This window comes from Microbacterium sp. SLBN-111 (genome assembly GCF_049739645.1).
In the GTDB taxonomy this organism is placed as follows: Bacteria; Actinomycetota; Actinomycetes; order Actinomycetales; family Microbacteriaceae; genus Microbacterium.
Genome location: NZ_JBMGQH010000001.1, coordinates 36,218 through 61,407, shown reverse-complemented (window position 1 = coordinate 61,407; position 25,190 = coordinate 36,218). Strand labels below are relative to the sequence as shown.

Here is a 25,190-nt window from a genome sequence, read left to right as displayed (position 1 = left end):
CTGTGGACAGCGCCGCTCCCGGCATCCCCCGTCCGCCTAGGCTGGCTGCATGACCACACGCGTTGCCATCGTGGGCGGAACCGGAAAGCTCGGCGGAGTCATCCGCGAGGTCGTCGAGGCCGAAGAGGGGTACGAAGTCTCGGCGGTGCTCGGTTCGGGCTCCGACTTCTCCGAGCTCGATGGTGCCGACCTCGTGATCGACGCGTCCACGCCGGCGGTGTCGATCGACGTGGTGCGGGCTGCCATCGAGCGCGGGATCAACGTGCTCGTCGGCACGTCGGGCTGGTCGAACGAGCGCATCGCCCTCGTCCGTCCTCTCGTGGATGCCAGCGGCACGGGCGCCGTGTTCATCCCGAACTTCTCGCTGGGATCCGTGATCGGCAGCGCGCTCGCCGCCGCTGCCGCGCCGTTCTTCCCGTCGATCGAGATCGTCGAGGCGCACCGCGAGTCCAAGGTGGACTCGCCGAGCGGCACCGCTGTCCGCACGGCGGAGCTCATCGCCGCCGCGCGCGAGAAGGTCGGTCCGGTGCAGTCGCCGCACGTGGACCAGCGCGCACGCGGGCAGCAGGTCGCCTCGGTCGCGATCCACTCCCTGCGCCGCCCGGGTGTCGTCGCGCGTCAGGAGACGATCCTCTCCGGCGCGGGCGAGTCGCTCACGATCGTCCACGACACCATCGACCCGACCGCGGCGTACGCGCCCGGCATCCGGATCGCCATCGCCGCCGCTCGCGAGGCGCGGGGCGTCGTCGTCGGACTCGACAGCTTCATCGACATCGGCGTGCGGACGCGTCCGGCCCGCCCCGAGGCGCCCATCGCCGACGGGGACGTGTCCGGCCAGGTCGCGGGCGTCACCAGCGCATGAGGACGCGCGTCGCCGTCGCGGTCATGACGGTGCTGCTCCTGCTCTACATCGTGCTGGCCGGCCAGCGCGCGGTGATCCTCCTCACCAGCGGAGACGGCGTCGCCGTGGCGATGGGCCTCGCGCTCATCGTGCTGCCGCTCATCGCCCTGTGGGCCATCGGCCGAGAGCTCTGGTTCGGTGTGCGCGCGCAGAAGCTGGGGGAGACCCTGGATGCCGAGGGCGGCCTGCCCGAGGAAGAGATCGAGGTGCGTCCGAGCGGTCGTGCCACCCGCGACGACGCCGACGCGCTGTTCCCGACGTACCGGGCCGACGTGGAGGCGCACCCCGCGGACTGGCGGGCCTGGTACCGGCTCGGGCTCGCGTACGACGCGGCGGGTGACCGCCGTCGTGCCCGCGCGGCGGTCCGAAGAGCGATCGCGCTCGAGACCGCGGACCGCCGGGCCGCCTGAGCTCGTCGGAACGCTCGGGGCGATCCGGGGAGTCGGGCGACCCGGGCCGAGCCGCGGTCAGCGCGCGGCGGGAACCGCGGACGCCACGGCGTCCTCGACGGTCTCGTGCAGGAACGTGAAGCCGCTGTCCTGCAGCACGGCGGGGCGCACGTCGGCATCCGAGGTCAGCAGCGCCTCCGTCGCGTCGCGGCCGAGGGCGAGCTTCATGGCCCACACCGGTGCGCGCAGAACATAGGGCCGGTTCATCCGCCGGGCCAGCGCGAATCCGAGGTCGTTCGCCGTCGCACGGGTGGGACCGGTGAGGTTCACCGGACCGTCCAGGTCGGAGTCGATGACGTGGCGGATGGCGCGCACCTCGTCCTCGAGCGTGATCCACGGCCACACCTGGGTGCCACGCCCGATCGGACCGGACGCGCCGAGCTTCGTGAGCAGCAGCAGCGGCTTGAGGACACCCTGTTCGTGGACGATCGGCGCCGTCCGGAGCAGAGCGACCCGGGCGCGGGAGCCGGCGTCGCGCGCGGCGTGCTCCCACTCGACGCAGATGTCCACGAGGAGCCCTTCGCCGCGCGGCGAGGATTCGGTCAGAACGGCGCCCGGCTGCGAGCCGTAGAACCCGGTCGCCGAGGCGTTCACCAGGGCGGGGGCGTCATCGCCGAGTTCGCGGATCGCCGCGGCGAGCGTCCGCGTCGGGGTGATCCGCGACCACAGCAGCTGACTCTTGTACGCCGGCGTCCACGGGAATCGCCCGATAGAGGCGCCGTTGAGGCACACGACCGCGTCGGCGCCGGCCAGGACGCCCGGATCGAGCGGGGTGGCATCCTGCAACCACTGCACCTCGTGGGACCCGGATGCCGGATGCCGCACGAGCGACGTGACCTCGATGCCGTCGGCCCGAAGCGACTCCGCGAGGGCGGAACCGATGAGGCCCGACGCGCCGGCGAGGACGATGCGTCGGGCCCCTCCGGCAGTGGGCTCAGGCAAGCGTCGCCTCGAGCGTGATGTGGATGCCCGCGAGCGCCTGCGAGACCGGGCAGTTCGCCTTGGCATCGTTCGCGATCTTCTCGAACGTCGCGGCGTCCAGGCCGGGGACGACGGCGTTGACGTTCAGGTGGCTGCCGGTGATGCCGGTGCCGGGCTTGAAGGTGACCGAGGCGGTCGCGTGGATCGACTCGGGCGGGGTGCCGTTCTCGGCGAGGGCGTTCGAGAGCGCCATGCTGAAGCACGACGAGTGCGCACCGGCCAGGAGTTCTTCAGGGGTGGTGACCGAGCTGGAGCCCTCGCTGCGGGCCTTCCAGTTCACGTCGAACGTGCCGATCCCCGACGAGGTGAAGGTGACCTCACCCGATCCCTCGAACAGGCTGCCCTTCCAGGCTGTCGTGGCTTCGCTCGTGACGGACATTCGAACCTCCGCGGTTTCCGCGCAGCCCGGGATGGCTGCCGCGGAAGTCAGCCTAGCCAGGGGCTCCGACCCGTCGGGGGTCTTGACAGCAGCTCCAGAAGAAGGGCGTCAGGCGGCCGACGGACGGCGTCGCCCGATGAGCCCGGCACGCTGCAGGAGCAGGTAGAGCTGGCATCCGAGGCACAGTCCGAAGACCGCGTTGAGGAAGGCCGCGATGAATGCCGCGGCCGCGGCGATCGGCAGCGCCCACGGCACGCCCGCGAGGTGGAGGAGCAGGCCGACGACGGTGACGAACAGGCCGACGCCCTGAGCGAAGCGCGGCGGGCGGGGGTCTTCGAACTCGGTCGGGGGAGCGAGGCGCGGCTGCACGACGCGACGGTAGAGGACGCCCCACGGCGCGGTGCGGGGAGAGACGACGCCCCACAGGAACAGCGCGGCGATCACGAGCACGAGGAGGAACCCCGGGTCGGCGACGCGGGCGCCGAGGGACGCCGACGCGACGGCCCAGGTGTCGATTCCGTAGGTCTTATCGGCCAGGGGCTGGTACGCGAAGAACCCGGTGGCGCGCTGGGTGGAGATACCGATCAGCGACAAGAACGTCGCTATCAAGAGCAGGACCGCGGTGATGGATGCCGCGAACCGCGGGCCTCGGACATCGATGCGCTGGACCTCAGGCACGGGCGGACTCCTCTTGCAGGCGGGTCAGTTCGAGTTCGACCACGGCGCGACCGGGCGTGCCGCCGAAGCGGGTGCGGATCGCGCCGTTCCGGTCGAGGACGAGGGTGGTGGGGGTCTGCAGCACGCGGAAGTGCTGAGCGATGTCGGGGCGGTGGGTGAGGTCGACGTCGAGGTGACGCACGCCGTCGCGGCCGTCGGCGATGTCGGACAGCATGCGGTGGACACCGGGGCAGCGCGAGCACATCTCGGTGCTGAACTGCAGGAGTGTGGCTTCTTCGCCCAGCCCGTCGGCACCCAGACGGCGCGGGTCGACGACCTCGGCGGAGTCCACGGTGCGGGCACGGCCCTGGGTGCGGCGGTAGACGACGCCGGCGCCCACGGCGACCACGACGAGCGCTGCGGTCACGAGGAGAGCGATGGTCAGGTCCACGACCGACAACGCTAACGCGCGCACGGAAGACAGGGGCCGATGAGTCGCCGAATGACGCTCCTGCCCGGTGTTTCCGCAGCCATCGCTCAGACAACGCGGCCGACACCCGGGCAGAGCAGCCGCGCGCTCCGCCCCGGTGTCGGAGGACCCCGGTATCGTGAGGGCCGTGACCGCCGACATCCCCACGCCGTACGAAGACCTCCTCCGCGACGTCCTCGAGACGGGCGTGCACAAGTCCGATCGCACCGGCACCGGCACCACCAGCGTGTTCGGTCGCCAGATCCGGTTCGACCTGGCGAAGGGATTCCCGCTCGTCACGACCAAGCGGGTGCACCTCAAGTCGATCGTCTACGAACTGCTGTGGTTCCTGCGCGGCGAGTCCAACGTCGCGTGGCTGCAGGAGAACGGGGTGACCATCTGGGACGAGTGGGCGGATGCCGCCGGCGAGCTGGGACCGGTCTACGGCGTGCAGTGGCGCTCCTGGCCGACCGCGGACGGCGGCGAGATCGACCAGATCTCGCAGGTCATCGAGCAGATCCGCCGCGACCCCGACTCGCGTCGCCTCATCGTCTCGGCGTGGAACCCGGCCGACATCCCCGACATGGCGCTCGCGCCGTGCCACGCGCTGTTCCAGTTCTACGTCGCCGACGGCAAGCTCTCGTGCCAGCTGTACCAGCGCAGCGCCGACATGTTCCTCGGGGTGCCGTTCAACATCGCGTCCTACGCGCTCCTCACGCTCATGATCGCGCAGCAGACCGGGCTCGAACCGGGCGAGTTCGTCTGGACCGGCGGCGACTGCCACGTCTACGACAACCACCGCGAGCAGGTGCAGGAGCAGCTCTCGCGTGACCCGTACCCGTACCCAACGCTGCGGTTCGCGCGGAAGCCCGCGTCGATCTTCGACTACACCTACGACGACATCGTCGTCGAGGGGTACCAGCACCACCCCGCCATCCGAGCGGCCGTCGCGGTATGACGACGCTGGGGCTCGTCTGGGCGCAGGCTCACGGCGGTGTCATCGGCGCCGAGGGCGGGATGCCCTGGCACGTGCCCGAGGATCTCGCGCACTTCCGCGCGGTGACGGGGGAGTCCGACGTCATCATGGGGCGCCGCACGTGGGAGTCGCTCCCGCCCCGATTCCGTCCCCTGCCCGGTCGTCGGAACATCGTCGTCTCCCGCTCGGCGGACTGGGCGGACGAGGGCGCGGAACGCGCCGATTCGCTGGATGCCGCCCGCGCGCTGTCGACCACACCCGAGGTGTGGGTGATGGGCGGCGGGCGCCTGTACGCCGAGGCCATCGGGCAGGCGGACGTCCTCGAGGTCACTCAGCTCGATCTCGAGGTCGACGGCGACACGTTCGCTCCGCCCCTCGCGGGTTGGACCCGGACCGCCGCCGACCCGGTCGACGGCTGGCACGTCTCGCGCACCGGCATCCGGTACCGCTTCGAGACCTACGCACCGGCGGAGCGTCCATGACGCGCACCGCGCTCATCACCGGCGCGAGCTCCGGCCTCGGCGCCGAGTTCGCGCGTCAGCTCGCCGCCCGCGGCGCGGACGTCGTCCTCGTCGCGCGCGACCGCGAGGCGCTCGCCGCGGTGGCCGACGGCATCCGCGCCCTCTCCCGCAGCCGGGTCGAGATCCTCCCCGCCGATCTGCTCGACGACGCCGATCGCGCGGCGGTCGAAGCGCGCCTCGCCACCGGCGTCGACGTCCTCGTCAACAACGCCGGATTCGGCCTCGACCTGGCCTTCGAGAAGAACGACGTCGCCGACGAGGTGCGGCACCTCCGGCTGCACGTCGAGGTCGCGATGCGGCTCATGCGCGCAGCGTTGCCCGCGATGCTCGAGCGCGGTGGCGGCCGCATCGTCAACGTCGCGTCGGTCGCCGGGTTCGTCCCGCGGGGCACCTACGGCGCCGTCAAGGGCTGGCTGATCTCCTTCAGCCGCTGGGCGAACGTGACCTACGCCCCGCGCGGAGTCACCGTCACCGCGGTCTGCCCCGGATTCGTGCACACGAACTTCCACGAGCGCCTCGGACTCCCGCCGGGGGAGGAGGGCGTGCCGCCGGGCATGTGGCTCGACGCCGAGACCGTGGTGCGCGAGGGCCTGCGCGACGCCGCCCGCGGCCGGGCCGTGTCGATCCCGTCGTGGCGGTACAAGCTCCTCGTCGCCGCGTCGGGGCTCCTGCCCGACGCGACCGTCGTGCGCGCCGCGTCCCGAGGGCGCTGAGCTCAGTGGAAGCGACCGGCGTGGATGCCGGCGAACGCCAGCGCCGCGATCGTCTCGCCGTCGGTGATGGTGCCGTCGGCGATGAGCCCGAGCGCCTCGGCGAACGGCACCCAGCGCACGGCCTCGATGCCTTCCTCGCGCTGCGAGGACGTGGCATCCGCGATGCTCAGGTCGCGCGCGAGGAACACGTGCTCCGGCGCGTCGGCGATGCCGTTGAGCGCGTTCATCCGGCCCAGGTAGTCCCAGCGCGCGGCGGTCACGCCGCTCTCCTCCCGGAGTTCGCGCTGCGCGGCGACGAGCGGGTCCTCGCCGTCGCTCCCGCCCGCGGGCACCTCGAGCGAGCGTCCCGTCGTGTAGCGCTCGAGTTCGACGAGGCAGACACGGTCGTCGTCGTCCAGCGCGACGACGAACACGGCGGGTTGCTGCATCTGCACGACGCCGTAGATCCCGTCGCCGTCGGGCCCGGTCACCTCGTCCTCGCGCACGCGGATCCAGCGGTTCTCGTACACGGTGCGGGAGGAGCGGGTCGACCAGGCCATGAGCCGAGCCTAGGGCGGGGCGGGTCCTCGTTCCTCCCTCGAACGCGACAGGCCGGAGGGAGGGGTGCCCGAACCGATAACCTGAGAGCATGACGCACTCCGGCAACCCCTTCGGTCAGGTGCTCGTCGCGCTCGTCACTCCGATGACGGCCGACGGCGAGGTCGATTGGCCCGCCGTCGAGAAGCACATCGACGACGTCGTCAGCGCGGGCGCCGACGGTGTCGTCGTCACGGGCACGACGGGCGAGACCTCGACGCTCACCGACCCCGAGAAGCTCCGTCTCGTCGAGGTCGGCAAGGACGTCGCGGCCGGCCGCGCCAAGATCATCACCGGTGGCGGGTCGAACGAGACCGCGCACGCCATCGAGCTGTACAAGGCGAGCGAGAAGGCCGGCGCCGACGGCATCATGATCGTCACGCCGTACTACAACAAGCCCACCCAGGCCGGCATCCTCACCCACTTCCGTCTCGTCGCGGATGCCACCGACCTCCCGGTGATCCTCTACGACATCCCCGGCCGCACCGGCGTCGAGATCAAGTACGAGACGATCCTGCGCCTCGCGAAGCATCCGAACATCCTCGCCGTGAAGGACGCCAAGGGCGACTTCAGCGAGGTCAGCCGCGTGCTCAACCAGACCGACCTCATGTACTTCTCCGGCGATGACGCCAACGTGCTGCCGCACCTGGCGATCGGCGCCGCCGGTCTCATCGGCGTCACGGCGAACATCACGGCCACGCCCTATCGGACGATCGTGGATGCCGTGAACCGCGGTGACCTCGCCACGGCCACCGCCGAGCACAAGCGCCTCGAGCCGCTCGTCCGCGCCGTCATGACGCACGTTCCGGGTACGGTCGCGGCGAAGTACATCCTGCACGGCCTCGGCCGCATCGGCAGCCCGCGCGTGCGCCTGCCGCTGGTCGGCCCGGAGGAGTGGGAGGCCGCGACCATCGAGGATGAGCTGGCGCTGGTCCGCGACGTCCCGGGCGCCGACTTCTCCAACTTCCGTCCCGACCGCAACGCGGCGGCCGGCGGTGCTCTGCCCAAGGTGCATGGCACCACGAGATAAGACATCGGCGTCCGCCGAACCGCGGCCAGGGACGCCACACGAAGGGATGCCGCACGGCGGCATCCGAGGAGGCACCATATGCCCACGACCGTTTACGATCCCCCCGCCCTCGCCCCCGGAACCCTCCGCGTCGTCCCGCTCGGCGGGCTCGGCGAGGTCGGTCGCAACATGACCGTGTTCGAGTTCGAGGGCAAGCTCCTCATCGTCGACTGCGGCGTGCTGTTCCCCGAGGAGCACCAGCCCGGGGTGGATCTGATCCTCCCGGACTTCGACCCGATCCGGCACCGTCTCGACGACGTCGTGGGCGTCGTGCTCACGCACGGTCACGAAGACCACATCGGCGCCGTCCCCTACCTGCTCAAGCTCAAGAGCGACATCCCCCTCATCGGCTCCGGCCTGACGCTCGCGCTCATCGAGGCGAAGCTCAAGGAGCATCGCATCCGCCCCTACACCCTCACGGTGAAGGAGGGTCAGCGCGAGCAGGTCGGTCCGTTCGACCTCGAGTTCGTCGCGGTGAACCACTCGATCCCGGATGCCTTGGCCGTCGCGATCCGCACCCCGGCGGGCCTGGTCCTCGCCACCGGCGACTTCAAGATGGACCAGCTGCCGCTCGACGGCCGGATCACCGACCTGCGCGCGTTCGCGCGGCTCGGCGAGGAGGGCGTGGACCTGTTCCTCGTCGACTCCACCAACGCCGACGTCCCCGGATTCACGCCCACCGAGCGCGCGATCGGTCCGGTCCTCGACCAGGTGATCGCTCGCGCCCCGCGGCGCGTGGTGGTGGCGAGCTTCTCGAGCCACGTGCACCGCGTGCAGCAGGTTCTCGACGCCGCGCACGCCAACGGCCGCCGGGTGGCGCTGCTCGGACGCAGCATGGTGCGCAACATGGGCATCGCCGCCGACCTCGGCTACCTCAACGTGCCGGACGGTGTCCTCATCGACTACAAGAAGGCGCGCGACCTGCCCGACGACAAGATCGTGTACATGTCGACCGGGTCGCAGGGCGAGCCGATGGCCGTGCTCAGCCGCATGGCGAACCTCGACCACGCGATCGAGCCCGGCGAGGGCGACACCGTGATCCTGGCATCCAGCCTCATCCCGGGGAACGAGAACGCGGTGTACCGCGTGATCGACGGGCTCACGAAGCTCGGTGCCACGGTCGTGCACAAGGGCAACGCCAAGGTCCACGTCTCGGGCCATGCCGCGGCCGGCGAGCTGCTGTACTGCTACAACATCCTGAAGCCCAAGAACGTGCTTGCCCGTCCACGGGGAGTTCCGTCACCTCATGGCCAACGCGAAGCTCGCACAGGAGACGGGGATCCCGGCGGAGAAAACGATCCTCGGCGAGAACGGCACGGTCGTCGACCTCCGCGACGGTCACGCCCAGGTCGTCGGTCAGCTCGACATCGGTTTCGTCTACGTCGACGGATCGTCGGTGGGCGAGATCACGGATGCCGACCTCAAGGACCGCCGGATCCTCGGCGAGGAGGGCTTCATCTCGGTGATCGTCGTGGTCGACCGCCAGACCGGCAAGATCATCTCCGGCCCCGAGGTGCACGCGCGCGGGTTCGCCGAGGATGCCGCGGTGTTCGAGAGCGTGAAGCCCAAGATCGCGGCCGCGCTCGCTGAGGCGGCGCAGTCGGGAGTGCGCGACACCCACGCGCTGTCGCAGGTCGTGCGCCGCACGATCGGCCGCTGGGTCAACCAGTCGCTGCGTCGTCGGCCGATGATCGTTCCCCTCGTCATCGAGGCGTGAGGTTCCGGTCCGCTCCTCTGCACAGGTGGGGGAGCGGACCCGCGGGGCGACCGCGCGGATCGGTATCATGCGGGCATGCCCGCCATCCCGATCCGCGCGGCGCTCCCGTCCGACGGCGCATTCCTCGCCGACATGACGGTCGAGGCCGCGAACTGGCGCGCCGGCAGCGCCCGGCCGCGTCACGAGGTGCTCAGCAGCCCCGACCACGTGCGGTACATCGCGGGCTGGCAACGGCCGGGGGACGCCGGTTTCGTCGCGGAGTCGCCGGCGGGCGAGGCGATCGGCGCAGCCTGGTACCGCATGCTGCCGCGCAGCGAGCCCGGATTCGGGTGGGTCGGCACGGGCGTTCCCGAGCTGATCATCGGGGTGCGTCCGGTGTGGCGCGCGCACGGGGTGGGGCGGGCGCTCCTGCAGCGCCTCGTGGCCCACGCCCGCGACCAGGGCTATTCGCGCATCAGCCTGAGCGTCGAGCGCGACAACTTCGCCCGCACCTTCTACCGCAGCGAGGGTTTCGCCGTCACCCGGGCCGGACAGGGTCGTGACGTCATGGTGAGAACCCTCCGCTGAGGGGATCCTTCCGACGAACCCCGCGTCGGTCCGTGCGAATGTCGGGGGCTCGGCCTACCGTGGGGGAATGCCCCGCAGTTCGTCCACGTCCGGCGGTCGCGCCCCCGCGAAGGGACAGGCGCGACCGAAAGCGTCGGCACCCGCGCCCAAGCGGTACGTCGACGAGCCCGAGAAGCCCCCGGTCGCCGTCCGCGCCTGGACGGCGCTCGCTCACGGAGTCGGCGGCATGTTCCGCGTCTTCGGCCCCGAGACCCTCGAGCGCGACCAGCGGCGCGACGGGTTCCCGTTCTTCCTCGTCGTCCTCGCCGTCCTCGGCGCGGTCGTCGAGTGGTTCTTCATCGGCAACGACGTGGCCGCGGCGATCAGCGCCTACAGCTTCGGTGGGCTCATCGGGCGGGTGGCGTTCGTCTTCCCCGTGCTGCTCCTGCTCCTCGCGGGGTGGCTGTTCCGGCATCCCTCATCGGTCCACGACAACGGCCGCATCGGCATCGGCTTCGCGCTGTTCGTCCTCTCGATGGCTGGGTTCTGTCACGTCGCGGGTGGCGGACCTGCTCCGAGTGAGGGGCTGCCGCGCCTGAGCCTGGCCGGCGGGCTCGCCGGGTGGCTGCTCGGTGAGCCGCTGTCGCTGCTCACCGACGTCGGCGCCTACATCGCGCTCTCGGTCCTGACGCTCCTCAGCGTCCTCATCCTCACGAAGACCCCGCCGAATCGGATCGGTCAGCGCCTCGGCGACCTCTACGCGTGGATGTTCGGCGCCGAGCGCGTCGAGAAGGACGCCGCGACGCCGGTCCTCCCGGTGGATGCCGAAGACGAAACGCCCGCCGAGAAGTCGCTGCCGTGGTGGCGCCGGAACAAGTCGGGCCGCGAGGAGGACGCCGATGGCGACCTCGGGTCCGACGACCTGACCGCTCTGCTCACGCCCGGAACCCCGCAGGGCGGGTTCGAGTCGGCGTTCGTCGCGCCCGCCGGACCCGCCGCGCCCCCGGTGCGCCCGCCGCTGCCGCCGGCTCCGGACGCGCTCACCGAGATCATCGACCCGTCCGCGCTCGCGGGCCTCCCGACCGGTCGCGGACTGCGCGACGACTCGCCCGCCGAAGACGAGGGCGACGACGACCTCCCCGGCATCTCCGGTCTCGGCGGCGACAACGCGGGCCTCCCGCCGTCGGCGAACTACCGTCTGCCGTCGGTGACCGCCCTGGCGGCGGGAACCCCGCCGAAGGAGCGCTCCGCCGCGAACGACGCGGTCGTCGCCGCCATCGAGAGCGTCATGGAGCAGTTCAAGGTCGACGCACGCGTCACCGGCTTCTCCCGCGGCCCGACAGTGACGCAGTACGAGATCGAGGTCGGTCCGGGCGTGAAGGTCGAGCGCATCACCGCGCTCACCAACAACATCGCTTACGCGGTCGCCTCCAACGAGGTGCGCATCCTCGCGCCCATCCCGGGCAAGAGCGCGATCGGTGTCGAGATCCCGAACGCCGACCGCGAGATCGTGACCCTCGGTGACATCCTCCGGTCGGATGCCGCGACCGGCTCGACCCATCCGATGACGATCGGTGTCGGAAAAGACGTGGGCGGCGGGTTCGTCGTGGCGAACCTCGCCAAGATGCCGCACCTCCTGGTCGCCGGTTCCACGGGTTCCGGTAAGTCGAGCTTCGTCAACTCGATGATCACGAGCCTCCTCATGCGGGCGAAGCCGTCCGAGGTGCGGATGGTGCTCATCGACCCGAAACGCGTGGAGCTCACCTCCTACGCGGGCGTGCCCCACCTCATCACCCCCATCATCACGAACCCCAAGAAGGCCGCCGAGGCGTTGCAGTGGGTCGTGAAAGAGATGGACATGCGGTACGACGATCTCGCGTCGTTCGGCTTCCGCCACATCGACGACTTCAACAAGGCCGTCGTCGCCGGCGAGATCCAGCTGCCGGCCGGCAGCGAACGGGTCCTCAAGCCGTACCCGTATCTGCTCGTCGTGGTCGACGAGCTCGCCGACCTGATGATGGTCGCCCCTCGCGACGTCGAGGACTCGATCGTCCGCATCACGCAGCTGGCCCGCGCCAGTGGCATCCACCTGGTCCTGGCGACCCAGCGTCCCTCGGTCGACGTGGTCACCGGTCTCATCAAGGCCAACGTGCCGTCGCGCCTCGCGTTCGCGGTCACGAGCGTCACGGACTCCCGCGTCATCCTCGACCAGCCGGGCGCCGATCGCCTGATCGGTCAGGGTGACGGTCTGTTCCTGCCGATGGGCGCCTCGAAGGCTCTGCGCGTGCAGGGCGCCTGGGTGAGCGAGCAGGAGATCGAACGCGTCGTCGCCCACGTGACGCAGCAGGCGCGGCCGGAGTACCGGTCCGACGTCCAGGCCGCGGCCGAGAAGAAGGAGATCGACGCCGACATCGGGGACGACCTCGAGCTGCTCCTGGCCGCCGCCGAGCTGGTCGTCTCGACGCAGTTCGGATCGACGTCGATGCTGCAGCGCAAGCTGCGCGTCGGCTTCGCGAAGGCGGGGCGTCTGATGGACCTCCTCGAGTCCCGCGAGATCGTCGGACCCTCGGAGGGTTCCAAGGCCCGCGACGTGCTCGTCACGAACGAGCAGCTTCCCGCCGTCCTCGCGCGTCTCCGTGGCGAGGAGCCGCCGGCCGGTGCGGACGACGACCCCTACGGTCCCGACCCCGTCGAGGCCCAGTTCGACGGTCTTCCCGTCGTCGGCGACGACGAGGACTCCGAAGACGCCTGGCAGCTGACGGGACGCGACTGATGGCGGTGCACCCGCAGCTTCCCAACGCGATCACGATCGCGCGGATCCTGTGTGCGCCGGTCTTCCTGTGGCTGCTGCTCGCGGACGCGGGCGCCGGGGGAGGGCTGCGCTGGGCCGCGGGGATCGTCTTCATCGTGGCGATCGCCACCGACGGCGTCGACGGGTACATCGCCCGTCGTTACGAGATCGTCAGCGATCTCGGCAAACTCCTCGACCCGATCGCGGACAAGGCGCTCACCGGCGTCGCGTTCGTCGGGCTGTCGATCCTCGGGGAACTGCCCTGGTGGGTGACGATCATCGTGCTCGTCCGCGAGATCGGCATCACCATCTATCGCTTCCTGGTCGTCAGCGACCATGTCCTCGCGGCAGCCTGGATGGGCAAGCTCAAGACCGTGGCGCAGGCCGTGGCCCTCTCGATCGCGCTCCTGCCGCTGGCATCCCTCTCGGATGCCACCGCCTGGCACGCCATCGTGTGGTGGGCCGGGACGGTGACGATGACCATCGCGGTGATTCTCACGATCGCGTCGGGCATCGACTACGTCGTCTCGGAGGTTCGCGGGGCCCGCGCGAAGCGGGCGCGCGGATGATCGACGGCGTGCCCGACGATCTCGACGAGACCGTCGTGCGCGTTCCGCGCGAGAGCGCGGCCGTGCTCCTCGAGCGCCTCGTCGAACTCGGCTGGACGGTCGCCGTCGCGGAGTCGCTCACGGGCGGGATGGTGGTGTCTTCGCTCGTCGACATCCCGGGTGCCTCCCGCGCCGTCCGGGGCGGTGTCGTGGCCTACGCGACCGACCTCAAGCACAGCGTGCTCGGCGTCGATCCCGCTCTCCTCGAGGCGCACGGCGCCGTGCACCCGCGCGTCGCCCGCCAGATGGCCCGCGGTGTCCGTGACGTCCTCGGGCGTGACGGCACCCCCGCCGACGTCGGCATCGCGACGACGGGAGTGGCAGGACCGGAGCCTCAGGACGGACAGCCGGTCGGGACGGTCCACATCGCGGTCTCGACGCCGCTCGGCACCCGGGTGGACTCGCTCGTCATCGCGGGGGACCGCGATCGCATCCGCCGCGAGGCCACGCACATCGCGATCCGCCGCGCTCTCGCTGCGTTGTGAGGTCGAGCCGGCGACGGCTCCCGCGGGGGAACAAATGATGACACACCGGGGTTGTTCCCAGCGATTCCCATCCAGTGCCCAGCGCGCGGCATTAGGGTGACCTGAAACGGTGTTGTACCGTTGTCCACCCGGGCAGCGGGGGAATCGGTAGTGAGGAGGGGTTCACATGATCCTGGTCCGTCAAGAGATCGGCGAGGTCCTGCGTGAGCTCCGCCAGCAGAAGGGCCGTACCCTTCGTCAGGTCGCGAGCCGTGCGAGCGTCGCACTCGGTTACCTGAGCGAGGTCGAGCGCGGCCAGAAGGAAGCGTCGAGCGAGATCCTCGCGTCCGTCGCCGAAGCCCTCGATGTTCCCATCTCGACGATCATGCGCGAGGTCGGCGATCGGCTTTCGGTTCTCGAGGGTCTGCAGACCTTCCCCGACGTCGTTCCCGACGACCTGGTCGCGGCGGTCGAGCCCGAGCTCTCCCTTCGCTGATCCCGGAGTATGCGTCGTAGCGAATTCGAGCGCGCCGTCGCCGACGAGTTCGGTCCGCGTGGCGGATCGCTTCTGACCGATCTCGTGCTGTCGGCCGTCGGCGGGCGGACGAGCGTGGATGCTCTCGCCGCCGGGGTCGACCCGCGCGAGGTGTGGCTCGCTCTGTGCGAGGAGACCGACGTCCCTTTCGAGCGTCGGTACGGCGTGGGTCGTCTCGACCCGCGGCGCCGCTGAGCCAGGCGCTGCCGTTCTCGCTCGGCGCGGAGCCGCGAAGAGTTCGGGACTCCGGCCATGACACGCGGCGTGTCATCGAATCTTCGTTCGATTTCGGCGTAGGCTCCTGCACATCGGAGTTTCGGGCGTTTTCGTCCACAGAAGACCGGGTTCCTCCCACCGATGTCGGAGGCCCTCTCTAATGTGAGCGATGTCGAACGACACTCTGAACGCCTTGTCGGGCATCGCCACCGTCGGTGGTGAGCGCGACAGCCTATAGGCGACGGAACGCGAGCAGAAAGAAGACGTCATGCCCTCACCCGCAGAGCGCGAGAAGGCCCTCGAATCGGCCCTCGCCCAGATCGACCGGCAGTTCGGAAAGGGCTCGGTCATGCGACTGGGCAGCGACGAGCGTGCGCCCATCGAGACGATCCCGACCGGATCCATCGCCCTCGATGCGGCGCTGGGGATCGGCGGGCTCCCGCGCGGTCGCATCATCGAGATCTACGGCCCGGAGTCCTCGGGTAAGACCACGCTGACCCTGCACGCGATCGCCAACGCCCAGCGCGCGGGCGGTATCGCGGCGTTCATCGACGCCGAGCACGCGCTCGACCCCGAGTACGCCAAGAAGCTCGGCGTCGACATCGATGCCCTGCTCGTTTCGCAGCCCGACACGGGCGAGCAGGCGCTCGAGATCGCCGACATGCTGATCCGCTCCGGCGCCATCGACCTCGTCGTCATCGACTCCGTGGCCGCTCTCGTCCCCGAGGCCGAGATCAAGGGCGAGATGGGCGATTCCCACGTGGGTCTCCAGGCCCGACTGATGTCGCAGGCGCTTCGCAAGCTCACGGGTGGACTGAACACCACCAAGACCACGGCGATCTTCATCAACCAGTTGCGCGAGAAGATCGGCGTGTTCTTCGGTTCCCCCGAGACCACCGCCGGCGGAAAGGCGCTGAAGTTCTACGCGTCGGTCCGTCTCGACATCCGCCGCATCGAAACGCTGAAGGACGGCACCGAGGCCGTGGGCAACCGCACCCGCGTCAAGGTCGTCAAGAACAAGATGGCTCCGCCCTTCAAGCAGGCCGAGTTCGACATCATCTACGGTGTCGGCATATCGCGCGAGGGGAGCCTCATCGACTTCGGCGTCGAGCACGGCATCGTCAAGAAGTCGGGTGCGTGGTACACCTACGACGGCGAACAGCTGGGACAGGGCAAGGAGAACGCCCGGGGCTTCCTCACCAAGAACCCCGACGTCGCGGCTGAGATCGAGTCGAAGATCAAGACCAAGCTCGGGATCGGTGCCCCCGCCGTTACCGCGGCCCCGACGACCGACGAGCTGGCCGCCCGCCGTCCGGCCTGATGACCGACGACGCACGCCGTCCGGGTCGCCGCTCCGCTCCATCGGGGAGCGACTCGGACGGCGCCGCGCCCGCGGACGACCTTGCGCCGGTGATCCCGCTGTTCGGAGCCCGCACGCCGACGGAGCGACCGTCGTCCGCGCATCCGGCCGGTCGCACACGACCGGCCGTCGCCGGGCTCGCCTCGTCCGCGACCGGCGACGGCCGAACGGCGGTCTTCCCATCGCGGTGGTCGTCGCCCGACGATGAGCGGAGTGACGCGGCTGCGGAGTGGGCGCGACCGGGCTCGGATGCCGGGCCATCCGAGGAGTCACCCGACGAGACCCGCGACCGCGCCGAGGCGATGCTTCTGCGCAGGCTCCGCGGCCGGTCCCTCTCGCTCGCGGAGGCTCGGACGGCCCTCGGCGGTGTCGATGGCGTCGATGACGTCCTGATCGACGAGGTCCTGGCGAAGTTCGTCGACCTCGGCTACCTGAACGACGAGGCGTTCGCGGAGCAGCTCGCGATGTCGGCCATCGAGCGACGTGGTCAGGGGCGCCGCGCCGTTGTGCAGACGCTCCGCAAGCGCGGCATCTCGCGCGAGGTGGCCGACGCGGCGATCGCCGAGCTCCCCGACGACGATGCCGAACGTGCGCTGGAGTTCGCCCGCTCGAAGGCGCGCAGCGTCGGGGGCAAGGACTACGACGCGAGCCTGCGTCGGCTTGCCGGTCAGCTCGCTCGGAGGGGGTACTCGTCGTCCGTGTCGCTCGACGCCGCACGCCAGGCCCTCGCCGAGGCGGGCGTGCGGCGCGCGCCGTTCTCCCGACCCGCGCCGTCCAGCGGCGTCCGGTTCACTCCGGACGAGTAGCCCGGGTCCCTCCCGCCGACGAGTCCGCGGCTCCGGCGTTGGCGGAGGCGCTTGTCCGCGTCTCCCAGCGGCGGGGCCCGTGCGGCGGAGGGGAGACGTTGATCCGCCACGAGGGCGAGCGAACCCCTGCGGCGCGGTGGGAGGCGTCCATCCGCCCACCCCGGCGGGCGAACCCCTGCGGTGCGGTGGGAGGCGTCCATCCGCCCACCCCGGCGGGCGGGCGGACCCCTGCGGCGCGGCGCAGGCGCCGATCCGCCCACCCCGCTCCTCTCCACACCGGCGCTTAGAATGGCACGCATCATGACCACCCCTGTAGCCACGCCGACGCTCATCGCGCCCTCCCTCGCCGCTCGCACGGCCGACGGACGCGCGCGCACCTACGAGGTGCGGACATTCGGCTGTCAGATGAACGTGCACGATTCCGAGCGCCTGTCCGGCTCGCTGGAGAGCGCCGGCTATGTCCGCGCGGAGGCCGGTACCGACGCCGACGTCGTCGTGATCAACACGTGCGCGGTCCGCGACAACGCCGCGGGCAAGCTCTATGGCACGCTCGGCCACCTGAAGTCGCGCAAGGATCACCATGACGGTATGCAGATCGCCGTGGGTGGCTGCCTCGCGCAGATGGACAAGGAGGCGGTGCAGCAGAAGGCGCCGTGGGTCGACGTCGTCTTCGGCACCCACAACATGGGGTCGCTCCCGGGCATGCTCGAGCGCGCGCGCCACAACGGCGAGGCCGAGCTCGAGATCCTCGAGTCGCTCGAGATCTTCCCCTCGACGCTCCCCACGAAGCGCGACTCGGTCCACAGCGGATGGGTCTCCATCTCGGTCGGCTGCAACAACACCTGCACGTTCTGCATCGTGCCGAGCCTCCGGGGCAAGGAAAAGGACCGTCGCCCGGGCGACATCCTGAACGAGATCCGTCTGCTCGTCGATGACGGGGCGATCGAGGTCACCCTGCTCGGGCAGAACGTGAACTCCTACGGCGTCGAGTTCGGCGACCGCCTGGCCTTCGGCAAGCTTTTGCGCGCGGCCGGCGAGATCGAGGGGCTGGAGCGCATCCGCTTCACGAGCCCGCACCCCGCGGCCTTCACCGACGACGTCATCGCCGCGATGGCGGAGACGCCGTCCGTGATGCCGCAGCTCCACATGCCGCTGCAGTCCGGCTCGGACCGCATCCTCAAGGCCATGCGCCGCTCGTACCGCAGCGAGCGATTCCTCGGCATCCTCGACCGCGTCCGCGACCGCATTCCGCACGCCGCGATCACGACCGACATCATCGTCGGCTTCCCCGGCGAGACGGATGCCGACTTCGAAGAGACGATGCGGGTGGTCGAGGCCTCCCGCTTCGCGAGCGCCTTCACGTTCCAGTACTCCATCCGCCAGGGCACGCCTGCCGCGACGATGGAGGACCAGGTGCCCAAGGCCGTGGTCCAGGAACGCTACGAGCGCCTCATCGCACTGCAGGAGCGCATCTCGCTCGAAGAGAACCAGAAGCAGCTCGGACGTTCGCTCGAGGTGCTCGTCTCGACGGGCGAGGGCAAGAAGGACGTGACGACGCGTCGTCTCACCGGCCGCGCGGAAGACAACCGTCTTGTCCACTTCGAGGTGCCCGACGGCTCCGACCTGCCGCGCCCGGGCGATGTCGTCTCCGTGGAGGTCACGCACGCCGCGCCGTTCTACCTGCTGGCGGATGCCCCCACCGGTCAGCCGCTGCGCATTCGTCGGACGCGTGCGGGCGACGCCTGGGACCGAACGCAGGCGGAGTCCTGCGGCGTGCCCGCACCGGCCGGCGAGGCGGGCGCCCCTCGGGCCGTCTCGCTCGGGCTGCCGACACTCCGCATCGGCGGGTGACGACGGGCGATATCGCCGCGCCGCGGGTGAGCACGGGCGAGGGCGGCGCGCCGCGGCTGTGGGCGATCGTCGGAGCGACCGGAACCGGGAAGACGGGCCTGTCGCTCGACCTCGCCGATGCCCTCGCGCGCCGCGGGCGTTCTGCGGAGATCGTCAACGCGGATGCCATGCAGCTGTACCGCGGGATGGACATCGGCACCGCCAAGCTTCCCGAATCCGAGCGGCGCGGCATCCCTCATCATCTGTTCGACGTTCTTGCGGTGACGGAGGAGGCCGCGGTCGCCTGGTATCAGGGAGTCGCGCGTGAGACCGTCGCGCAGGTGCATGCGCGCGGGGCGGACGCGATCCTCGTCGGCGGCTCCGGGCTGTACGTCTCGAGCGTGCTGTGGGATTTCCGCTTCCCGCCGCGCGACCCGGCCGTGCGCGCGGAACTCGAGCGCGAGCTCGACGACCTCGGTCCCGGCGTCCTCTACGAGCGACTGCGTGCCGCCGATCCGGCCGCGGCGGAGCGCATCGACCCGCGCAACGGCCGACGTGTCGTCCGCGCGCTCGAGGTGCTCGCGCAGGGCGAGGACACCCACGGCGGTGCTCTCCCGGTGGCGCCGGAGCTGTGGCATCCGCTCACGTCCGTCATCGGCACCGCGATCGAGCGGGAGACGCTCGTCGGACTCCTCGACGCACGGGTCGAACGCATGTGGGACCAGGGGCTGCTCGACGAGGTGGCCCGGCTGCGGGCCGAGGGCATCGAGCGGGGAGTGACCGCGTCCCGTGCGATCGGCTACGCGCAGGCCCTGGCGGAAGTGCGCGGGGAGATGACGCGCGCGGAGGCGATCGCCGAGACGCAGGCGCTCACGCGACGGTACGCGCGCCGTCAGGTGTCGTGGTTCCGTCGGTATGCGGACGTGCGGTGGCTCGACCCCCGCTCCGTCCGCGCGGGGGAACTGATCGGGGAGGTCGGGGCGTGACCGTGGACATTCGTGCGTTCGCGATCGAAGACGAAGACGCGGTCGTGGCCCTGTGGGAGGAGGCGCGGCTCACCCGGCCGTGGAACGACCCGCGCGCCGACATCCGCCGCAAGCTCACCGTTCAGCCGGAGCTCTTCCTCGTCGCCGTCGACGGGGGCGTCGTCGTCGGCACCGTCATGGCCGGGTACGACGGACACCGCGGGTGGCTGTACTACCTCGCTTCGGCCGAGTCGCACCGCGGCCGCGGTGTCGGCCGCGCGCTCGTCGCCGAGGCGGAGCGCCTGCTCGAAGCGCTCGGGTGCCCCAAGGTGCAGCTGATGGTGCGCCCCGACAACGCCGGTGCGCGCGGGTTCTACGACGCGCTCGGCTACGAACCGTTCGAGACGTGGGCCACCGGGCGCCGGCTCATCGTCGACGGTCCCGAGGTGCCCGGAGTCCCCGCCGCTGCCGCCGATCACCCGCCCGCCTCCGATCCCTAGACTGGATGCCATGGCGACTCTCGCGTTCACCAAGGGGCACGGCACGGGCAACGATTTCGTGGTCGTGTCCGACCCCGACGGCGAACTCGACCTCTCCGACGAGCAGGTCGCGATCCTCTGCGACCGCCACTTCGGCATCGGCGCGGACGGTCTGCTGCGCGTCGTGCGTTCGTCGGCGATCGATGAGGGAGCGGATGCCGCGGCCTCGGGCGCGGAGTGGTTCATGGACTACCGCAACGCCGACGGGTCGAAGGCGGAGATGTGCGGCAACGGCACGCGGGTCTTCGCCCGCTACCTGACCGACACCGGGCTCGCCGACATCTCCGGCGGTCTCCGCATCGGCACCCGCGCGGGCGTCAAGACGCTGACGCGGAGTGACCGCGGCTTCGAGGTCGACCTGGGCGAGTTCCGTATCGAGCCGGGCGAGGTCCTCGTGCGCGCCAAGGGGCTGCCGGTGGCGCGCCCCGGCGTCGGGATCGACGTCGGCAACCCTCACGTCGTCGTCGCCCTCTCGTCGGAGAACGAGCTCGACGGGCTCGAGCTGGCCTATCAGCCGGTGCTCGACCCGGCGCCGGCCCGCGGCGCCAACGTCGAGTTCGTGGTCCCGGCCGATCCGCTCGTTCGCGACGGGGTGGGGGCGATCAGCATGCGCGTGTTCGAGCGCGGCGTCGGAGAGACGCTGAGCTGCGGGACCGGCGTTGCGGCGGCGGCCCTGGCCGTGCGCCACTGGGCGGGACCCGCGGCACCCGACTCGTGGATCGTCGAGACGCGGGGCGGGACGCTCGGTGTCCGCGTCGCCGACGGGCGCGTGTTCCTCTCCGGACCGGCGTCCCTCGTCTTCACCGGAGAGGTCGCGCTCGCCTGAGAGCCTTCGCGGCCGGAAGCTCAGACCGCGTCGGTGATGACGTCGATCGGTTCGCTCGGCGGCGAGCCGTGGTGGCGCACGCGCAGCACCCGGTAGCCGCGGCCAGTGGCGGCGCGGTGGATCGAGAAACCGGTCGTGAAGGTGGCGGCGAGCCACCGCTGGAGCGAGTCGGATCCGAGGTTCCGCTGCACGACGAACCATCCGTCCGAGCGCTCTTCGAGGCGCGGGATCCAGTGCTCGAGCATGCCGTGCAGTTCGTTCTTGCCGACCCGGATCGGCGGGTTCGAGCGGATCGTCCGGAAGGAGATGCCCTCGGGAACATCCTCGGGCCGGACAGCGTTGACATTGGTGAGGCCGAGGCGCTCCGCGTTCTGCCTCACGAGGTCGAGAGCTCGCTCGTTGACGTCGACCGCCCAGACCGTGGCGTGCGGCGCATCCAGGGCGAGGCTCAGCGTAATCGGCCCCCACCCGCTCCCCAGGTCGAGGAAGTTTCCACCGGCGGGCGGAGCGGGGGTGTTGGCCAGCAGCACCGAGGTGCCGGCATCCAGTCGGTCGGGGCTGAACACGCCGCCGGCGGTCACGACTTCGAGCTCACGCCCGGCGAGGGTGACGCGGAGGCGGCGGAACTGTTCGGGACTCGACGGCGACGCGCTGAAATAGTGGTCGCTCCCCATGCGGGAAGCGTACCGGACCGGAGCCTCCGACGTGGGGGCGACTAAAGTGCGAGGATGCCGCGGCACTGCTCGCGGCCGAAAGGAACACATGACCGAACAGACCACACCCCCGAGCACCGACGAGTCGCCGGTGGACCCGGTCGACCGCGTGCTCGCGCGCGCCGATGCGCACCGAGGGGTCCGGGTCTTCGGGGCGGCGCAAGCCCTTCAGGATGCCTCGACGGCGTACGGCGGATCGAGCGACGGAGATCAGTGGGATCGCGAGGAGCGCGCCGCGCTGCGGCGTGTCCCCGGTCTCTCCACCGAGCTCGAGGACGTCACCGAGGTCGAGTACCGCCAGCTGCGCCTGGAGAACGTCGTGCTCGTCGGCGTCCACCCCCAAGGGGAGCAGACGGATGCCGAGAACTCCCTCCGCGAGCTGGCCGCCCTGGCCGAGACGGCCGGTGCGGTCGTGCTCGACGGCGTGCTGCAGCGTCGGCCGCACCCCGACCCCGCGACCTACGTCGGTCGAGGAAAGGCGGAGGAGCTGCGCGACATCGTCGCGGCGGTCGGCGCGGACACCGTCATCGCCGACACCGAGCTCGCCCCCAGCCAGCGACGCGCCCTGGAGGACGTCGTCAAGGTGAAGGTCATCGACCGCACCACGGTGATCCTCGACATCTTCAGCCAGCACGCGAAGAGCCGCGAGGGCAAGGCGCAGGTCGAACTCGCGCAGCTCGAGTACCTGCTCCCGCGCCTCCGCGGCTGGGGTGACTCGATGTCGCGCCAGGCCGGTGGACAGGTCGGCGCCGGCGGCGCGGGTATGGGATCGCGCGGTCCCGGTGAGACGAAGATCGAGCTCGATCGTCGCCGCATCCGCACGCGCATGGCCCAGCTGCGCAAGCAGCTGCGCGACTTCGCGCCCGCCCGCGAGGCCAAGCGCGCCGAGCGCAAGCGCCACACGATCCCGTCCGTCGCGATCGCCGGGTACACCAACGCCGGCAAGTCGAGCCTGCTGAACCGGCTGACCAGCGCCGGTGTCCTCGTCGAGAACGCCCTGTTCGCGACCCTGGATGCCACCGTCCGCCGCTCCGAGACCACGGACGGCCGTGTGTACACGCTGACCGACACCGTGGGCTTCGTGCGCAACCTACCGCACCAGCTCGTCGAGGCGTTCCGGTCCACGTTGGAGGAGGTCGGCGGCGCCGACGTCATCCTGCACGTCGTGGACGGCTCGCACCCCGACCCGGCCGCGCAGCTGTCGACGGTGCGTGACGTCATGGGTGACGTGGATGCCGATTTCGGTCACGAGATCGTGGTGTTCAACAAGGCCGACCTGTTGAGCCCGGATGACCGGCTCGTGCTGCGCGGGCTCGCGCCGGCGGCGCTGTTCGTGTCGTCGCGAACGGGCGAGGGCATCGCCGAGCTCCGCGCCGCCATCGAGGCGGCGCTACCGCTCCCCGCGGTCGAGGTCCAGGCGGTCGTGCCGTACGACCGCGGGGACCTCGTGTCGGCGGTCCACGAAACCGGCCTCATCGTCGCGCAGGAGCACCGGGAGCAGGGCACGTTCCTGCACGCACACGTCGGGGCTCGCCTCGCCGCCGAGCTCGCACCGTTCGCCGGCTGACGCACGTTCCCCGAGGACGCCCCGCCGCACCGGCGGGGCGTCTTCGCGTCCCCGGCCCGGCGCTCAGTCCAGCGAGACCGGGGCGATCCCGGGCGTCTCGAATCCGAACACCGCGCCCAGGAAGCCGAGTTCCCGGCTGAGGGAGTCCACGACGGTCTCGGCCCGGCGGAAGCCGTGCCCCTCGCCCTCGTACAGGACGTAGGCGTGCGGGATGCCGTGCGCCGCGAGGGAGTCGCGGATGGCCTCGGCCTGGGACGGGGGCACCACCCGGTCTTCCGAGCCCTGGAGGATCAGGAGCGGCACGCGGAAGCGTTCGGGGTGCGAGAGCGGCGAGCGATCGACGTAGACGGCTTCTGCGTCGGGCAGCGGGCCGATGAGCCCGTCCAGATACCGGGCCTCGAAGTCGTGGGTGTCCTCGGCGAGGGCGCGAGCGTCGCCCACGCCGTACCGGGAGATGCCGGCCGAGAACACGTCGGTGTTCGTCACGGCCGCGAGAACGGTCCAGCCGCCCGCGGACCCGCCCTCGATCGCGAGACGTTCGGGATCGGCGAGACCCGCGGAGGCGAGAGCGGATGCCGCTGCCGCCACGTCGTCGACGTCCACGACGCCCCACTGGCCGAGGAGGCGCTCGCGGTACGCGCGGCCGTAGCCGGTCGAGCCGCCGTAGTTGACGTCGAGGACGCCGATGCCGCGGCTCGTGAAGAACGCCGTCTTCGCCGAGGGCGCCGGGCCGACGTGGGAGGTCGGACCGCCGTGCACGAAGACGACGTACGGCGGCCGCTCGCCCTCGGGAGCGACGGCGTCGGGGTGCGTGGGCGGGTAGGCGAAGGCGTGCACCGGGCCGTGCGGGCCCTCGGTGGTGAGAGCGCGGGCGGATGGCATCCATTCGGCTCCCCAGGAACCCGCGCCCCCCGTGACGAGGTCGGCGGTGCCGCTGTCGAGGTCGAGGGACCACAGGCCCGCGCTCCCGGTCGCGGTCGTGCCGGAGATCAGGGCACGCGACCCGCGGACGTCGTCGACGGCCGCGCCGGCCACAGCCGGGACGCCCGTCGGGCGGACGCCGCTCGGTGCGATCTCGACGACCTCATCGCCTCCGTCGGTGCGCACCGCGACGATGCGACCGTCCGTCGTGGCGCCGTACCACCGCGTCCCGAGGACCCAGACCGGCCCGCCCGTGTCGGCGTCGACCGGGGCGACGGGCTGCGGGTCGCCGTCGAGCGCGCGCCGGTAGAGGTTCCAGCGTCCGTCGGGGTCGTCGGCGTAGAGCAGTTCGTCGTCGCCGATCCACACCGGCTGCAGGGGCGCCCGTCGGCCGCCGCCCGTGAGGTCGTGCGTCTCGCCGGTGTCCAGGGTACGGACGCGGAGAGTCGTCGCGTCCCACGGCATGTCGGGGTGGTTCCAGGCGATCCACGCCAGGCGGCGACCGTCCGGCGAGAGCGCCGGGTGGGCGAGGAAGTCGCTCCCGTCCGCGAGCACGACGGACTCGGAACCGTCGAGCGGGATCCGGACGATGGCACGGGACGGGACACGGCCGCGCCCGTGGGTCTCACGGATGGCGAGCAGCACGCCGTGCTGCCAGGCGAGTCCGCCGTGGCGCACGTCGCCGCTCTCGGGCGTCAGAACCCGCGCGGAGCCTCCGGGGGTCAGGGCGTAGACCCGTTGATCGGCCTTCTCGACGTAGAACAGCTCACCGGCGTCGGACGCGGTCCAGGCACCGCCGCCGTACTCGTGCACGGACGAACGAGCGTTCGCCGGTGCGGGGAGGACGGTCTCGACGGACCCGTCGGCGCGGCGCCGCCGCACCGCGACGCGTCCGCCTTCGCTGGGGACGGACTCGCCCCACCACACCTCGTCGCCGACGAAGCGGGCTCCGTCCACGCGCGGCGACGACTGCGACACGGCCTCGGGCGTCAGCGGCGAGGGCCAGGATCCATAGGGGAGCGTCTGAGGCATGGCATCCACCCTACGGACCGGGTCGGACATCCCGGGGGCGGACTCCCTGGCGGCCGGACCGCT

26 protein-coding genes and 1 pseudogene are annotated in these 25,190 nt (G+C 71.1%); 20 read left to right on the top strand and 7 right to left on the bottom strand.

Translation table 11 applies throughout. The annotated features are described in order from the left end of the window. The first annotated feature begins 49 nt into the window (after positions 1–49). Entirely contained in the window at positions 50–862 is an 813-nt protein-coding gene (dapB, locus tag RKD05_RS00320; protein WP_424707326.1) for a 4-hydroxy-tetrahydrodipicolinate reductase, read from the top strand. After that, entirely contained in the window at positions 859–1,311 is a 453-nt protein-coding gene (locus RKD05_RS00315; protein WP_424707324.1) for a hypothetical protein, read from the top strand. The genes dapB and RKD05_RS00315 overlap by 4 nt, the downstream gene beginning before the upstream one ends. Before the next feature lie 57 nt (positions 1,312–1,368). Here RKD05_RS00315 and RKD05_RS00310 read toward each other — a convergent pair whose 3' ends face one another. The 4 genes from RKD05_RS00310 to RKD05_RS00295 all read right to left on the bottom strand — a co-directional run bounded on the left by RKD05_RS00310 (position 1,369) and on the right by RKD05_RS00295 (position 3,818). Further along, on the bottom strand, positions 1,369–2,292 hold the full coding sequence (locus RKD05_RS00310; RefSeq protein ID WP_424707322.1) for a TIGR01777 family oxidoreductase: 924 nt from the start codon (positions 2,290–2,292) through the stop codon (positions 1,369–1,371). Continuing rightward, positions 2,285–2,710, bottom strand: coding sequence for an OsmC family peroxiredoxin (locus RKD05_RS00305; protein WP_424707321.1), 426 nt, complete (start codon positions 2,708–2,710; stop codon positions 2,285–2,287). Before RKD05_RS00305 ends, RKD05_RS00310 begins: the two co-directional genes overlap by 8 nt. A gap of 108 nt (positions 2,711–2,818) precedes the next feature. Further along, positions 2,819–3,388: a DUF4395 domain-containing protein gene (locus tag RKD05_RS00300; protein WP_424707320.1), complete on the bottom strand. Its 570-nt coding sequence runs from the start codon at positions 3,386–3,388 to the stop codon at positions 2,819–2,821. Continuing rightward, entirely contained in the window at positions 3,381–3,818 is a 438-nt protein-coding gene (locus RKD05_RS00295) for a TlpA family protein disulfide reductase (RefSeq protein WP_424707319.1), read from the bottom strand. Before RKD05_RS00295 ends, RKD05_RS00300 begins: the two co-directional genes overlap by 8 nt. Positions 3,819–3,984: 166 nt before the next feature. Here RKD05_RS00295 and RKD05_RS00290 point away from each other — a divergent pair, with 166 nt between their 5' ends. Genes RKD05_RS00290 through RKD05_RS00280 form a run of 3 tightly spaced genes read left to right on the top strand, consistent with a single transcriptional unit; the run spans position 3,985 to position 6,046 of the window. Further along, entirely contained in the window at positions 3,985–4,794 is an 810-nt protein-coding gene (locus tag RKD05_RS00290; RefSeq protein WP_424707317.1) for a thymidylate synthase, read from the top strand. Beyond that, positions 4,791–5,294 (top strand): dihydrofolate reductase, encoded by a 504-nt coding sequence (locus RKD05_RS00285; protein WP_424707315.1) that lies wholly within the window; start codon positions 4,791–4,793, stop codon positions 5,292–5,294. The genes RKD05_RS00290 and RKD05_RS00285 overlap by 4 nt, the downstream gene beginning before the upstream one ends. Further along, positions 5,291–6,046: an SDR family NAD(P)-dependent oxidoreductase gene (locus tag RKD05_RS00280; RefSeq protein ID WP_424707314.1), complete on the top strand. Its 756-nt coding sequence runs from the start codon at positions 5,291–5,293 to the stop codon at positions 6,044–6,046. Before RKD05_RS00285 ends, RKD05_RS00280 begins: the two co-directional genes overlap by 4 nt. Positions 6,047–6,048: 2 nt before the next feature. Here RKD05_RS00280 and RKD05_RS00275 read toward each other — a convergent pair whose 3' ends face one another. Further along, positions 6,049–6,585 (bottom strand): NUDIX domain-containing protein, encoded by a 537-nt coding sequence (locus tag RKD05_RS00275; RefSeq protein WP_424707313.1) that lies wholly within the window; start codon positions 6,583–6,585, stop codon positions 6,049–6,051. Positions 6,586–6,674: 89 nt separating this feature from the next. On the opposite strand from RKD05_RS00275, the gene dapA reads away from it, so the two are divergent. The 14 genes and pseudogenes from dapA (at position 6,675) to dapF (ending at position 20,894) form a co-directional block, all read left to right on the top strand. After that, complete coding sequence (gene dapA / locus RKD05_RS00270) at positions 6,675–7,652, top strand: 4-hydroxy-tetrahydrodipicolinate synthase (protein WP_022878057.1); 978 nt, start codon at positions 6,675–6,677, stop codon at positions 7,650–7,652. A 78-nt stretch (positions 7,653–7,730) separates the two neighbouring features. After that, positions 7,731–9,408, top strand: a pseudogene (locus RKD05_RS00265) (ribonuclease J). A 75-nt stretch (positions 9,409–9,483) separates the two neighbouring features. Beyond that, entirely contained in the window at positions 9,484–9,975 is a 492-nt protein-coding gene (locus RKD05_RS00260; protein WP_022879762.1) for a GNAT family N-acetyltransferase, read from the top strand. A 67-nt stretch (positions 9,976–10,042) separates the two neighbouring features. Further along, on the top strand, positions 10,043–12,727 hold the full coding sequence (locus tag RKD05_RS00255) for a DNA translocase FtsK (protein ID WP_424707312.1): 2,685 nt from the start codon (positions 10,043–10,045) through the stop codon (positions 12,725–12,727). Next, positions 12,727–13,314, top strand: coding sequence for a CDP-diacylglycerol--glycerol-3-phosphate 3-phosphatidyltransferase (pgsA, locus tag RKD05_RS00250; RefSeq protein WP_424707311.1), 588 nt, complete (start codon positions 12,727–12,729; stop codon positions 13,312–13,314). The genes RKD05_RS00255 and pgsA overlap by 1 nt, the downstream gene beginning before the upstream one ends. Further along, a complete protein-coding gene (locus tag RKD05_RS00245) occupies positions 13,311–13,838 on the top strand; it encodes a CinA family protein (RefSeq protein ID WP_424707310.1) in 528 nt (175 codons plus the stop codon). The genes pgsA and RKD05_RS00245 overlap by 4 nt, the downstream gene beginning before the upstream one ends. A gap of 166 nt (positions 13,839–14,004) precedes the next feature. Further along, on the top strand, positions 14,005–14,313 hold the full coding sequence (locus RKD05_RS00240; protein WP_022879758.1) for a helix-turn-helix domain-containing protein: 309 nt from the start codon (positions 14,005–14,007) through the stop codon (positions 14,311–14,313). 9 nt (positions 14,314–14,322) lie between these two features. Continuing rightward, entirely contained in the window at positions 14,323–14,547 is a 225-nt protein-coding gene (locus tag RKD05_RS00235) for a DUF3046 domain-containing protein (RefSeq protein WP_424707308.1), read from the top strand. 289 nt (positions 14,548–14,836) lie between these two features. After that, positions 14,837–15,889: a recombinase RecA gene (gene recA, locus RKD05_RS00230; protein WP_424707307.1), complete on the top strand. Its 1,053-nt coding sequence runs from the start codon at positions 14,837–14,839 to the stop codon at positions 15,887–15,889. Beyond that, positions 15,889–16,734: a regulatory protein RecX gene (locus RKD05_RS00225; RefSeq protein WP_424707305.1), complete on the top strand. Its 846-nt coding sequence runs from the start codon at positions 15,889–15,891 to the stop codon at positions 16,732–16,734. Before recA ends, RKD05_RS00225 begins: the two co-directional genes overlap by 1 nt. A 300-nt stretch (positions 16,735–17,034) precedes the next feature. Then, complete coding sequence (gene miaB / locus RKD05_RS00220) at positions 17,035–18,585, top strand: tRNA (N6-isopentenyl adenosine(37)-C2)-methylthiotransferase MiaB (protein ID WP_424707303.1); 1,551 nt, start codon at positions 17,035–17,037, stop codon at positions 18,583–18,585. Then, positions 18,582–19,550 (top strand): tRNA (adenosine(37)-N6)-dimethylallyltransferase MiaA, encoded by a 969-nt coding sequence (miaA, locus tag RKD05_RS00215; RefSeq protein ID WP_424707301.1) that lies wholly within the window; start codon positions 18,582–18,584, stop codon positions 19,548–19,550. The genes miaB and miaA overlap by 4 nt, the downstream gene beginning before the upstream one ends. Further along, complete coding sequence (locus RKD05_RS00210; RefSeq protein ID WP_424707300.1) at positions 19,547–20,029, top strand: GNAT family acetyltransferase; 483 nt, start codon at positions 19,547–19,549, stop codon at positions 20,027–20,029. Before miaA ends, RKD05_RS00210 begins: the two co-directional genes overlap by 4 nt. Before the next feature lie 10 nt (positions 20,030–20,039). Then, positions 20,040–20,894 (top strand): diaminopimelate epimerase, encoded by an 855-nt coding sequence (gene dapF, locus RKD05_RS00205; protein ID WP_424707298.1) that lies wholly within the window; start codon positions 20,040–20,042, stop codon positions 20,892–20,894. Between the two features lie 20 nt (positions 20,895–20,914). Here the strand turns inward: dapF and RKD05_RS00200 are convergent, their stop codons facing one another. Continuing rightward, positions 20,915–21,568 (bottom strand): class I SAM-dependent methyltransferase, encoded by a 654-nt coding sequence (locus RKD05_RS00200; protein ID WP_424707297.1) that lies wholly within the window; start codon positions 21,566–21,568, stop codon positions 20,915–20,917. Positions 21,569–21,845: 277 nt separating this feature from the next. Between RKD05_RS00200 and hflX the strand changes: the two genes are divergently transcribed. Next, positions 21,846–23,174 (top strand): GTPase HflX, encoded by a 1,329-nt coding sequence (hflX, locus tag RKD05_RS00195; protein WP_424711747.1) that lies wholly within the window; start codon positions 21,846–21,848, stop codon positions 23,172–23,174. Between the two features lie 63 nt (positions 23,175–23,237). Here the strand turns inward: hflX and RKD05_RS00190 are convergent, their stop codons facing one another. Then, a complete protein-coding gene (locus RKD05_RS00190; protein ID WP_424707296.1) occupies positions 23,238–25,127 on the bottom strand; it encodes a S9 family peptidase in 1,890 nt (629 codons plus the stop codon). Positions 25,128–25,190: the final 63 nt, after the last annotated feature.

Excerpts from the sequence above, each read along its gene's own strand:
- pgsA (WP_424707311.1), top strand. The coding sequence starts at position 12,727 with ATGGCGGTGCACCCGCAGCTTCCCAACGCGATCACGATCGCGCGGATC.
- dapA (WP_022878057.1), top strand. The coding sequence starts at position 6,675 with ATGACGCACTCCGGCAACCCCTTCGGTCAGGTGCTCGTCGCGCTCGTC.
- dapF (WP_424707298.1), top strand. The coding sequence starts at position 20,040 with ATGGCGACTCTCGCGTTCACCAAGGGGCACGGCACGGGCAACGATTTC.
- RKD05_RS00235 (WP_424707308.1), top strand. The coding sequence starts at position 14,323 with ATGCGTCGTAGCGAATTCGAGCGCGCCGTCGCCGACGAGTTCGGTCCG.
- RKD05_RS00245 (WP_424707310.1), top strand. The coding sequence starts at position 13,311 with ATGATCGACGGCGTGCCCGACGATCTCGACGAGACCGTCGTGCGCGTT.
- recA (WP_424707307.1), top strand. The coding sequence starts at position 14,837 with ATGCCCTCACCCGCAGAGCGCGAGAAGGCCCTCGAATCGGCCCTCGCC.
- miaB (WP_424707303.1), top strand. The coding sequence starts at position 17,035 with ATGACCACCCCTGTAGCCACGCCGACGCTCATCGCGCCCTCCCTCGCC.
- dapB (WP_424707326.1), top strand. The coding sequence starts at position 50 with ATGACCACACGCGTTGCCATCGTGGGCGGAACCGGAAAGCTCGGCGGA.
- RKD05_RS00275 (WP_424707313.1), bottom strand. The coding sequence starts at position 6,585 with ATGGCCTGGTCGACCCGCTCCTCCCGCACCGTGTACGAGAACCGCTGG.
- RKD05_RS00240 (WP_022879758.1), top strand. The coding sequence starts at position 14,005 with ATGATCCTGGTCCGTCAAGAGATCGGCGAGGTCCTGCGTGAGCTCCGC.
- RKD05_RS00315 (WP_424707324.1), top strand. The coding sequence starts at position 859 with ATGAGGACGCGCGTCGCCGTCGCGGTCATGACGGTGCTGCTCCTGCTC.
- RKD05_RS00285 (WP_424707315.1), top strand. The coding sequence starts at position 4,791 with ATGACGACGCTGGGGCTCGTCTGGGCGCAGGCTCACGGCGGTGTCATC.
- RKD05_RS00225 (WP_424707305.1), top strand. The coding sequence starts at position 15,889 with ATGACCGACGACGCACGCCGTCCGGGTCGCCGCTCCGCTCCATCGGGG.
- RKD05_RS00255 (WP_424707312.1), top strand. The coding sequence starts at position 10,043 with ATGCCCCGCAGTTCGTCCACGTCCGGCGGTCGCGCCCCCGCGAAGGGA.
- RKD05_RS00190 (WP_424707296.1), bottom strand. The coding sequence starts at position 25,127 with ATGCCTCAGACGCTCCCCTATGGATCCTGGCCCTCGCCGCTGACGCCC.
- RKD05_RS00305 (WP_424707321.1), bottom strand. The coding sequence starts at position 2,710 with ATGTCCGTCACGAGCGAAGCCACGACAGCCTGGAAGGGCAGCCTGTTC.
- RKD05_RS00260 (WP_022879762.1), top strand. The coding sequence starts at position 9,484 with ATGCCCGCCATCCCGATCCGCGCGGCGCTCCCGTCCGACGGCGCATTC.
- RKD05_RS00280 (WP_424707314.1), top strand. The coding sequence starts at position 5,291 with ATGACGCGCACCGCGCTCATCACCGGCGCGAGCTCCGGCCTCGGCGCC.
- RKD05_RS00200 (WP_424707297.1), bottom strand. The coding sequence starts at position 21,568 with ATGGGGAGCGACCACTATTTCAGCGCGTCGCCGTCGAGTCCCGAACAG.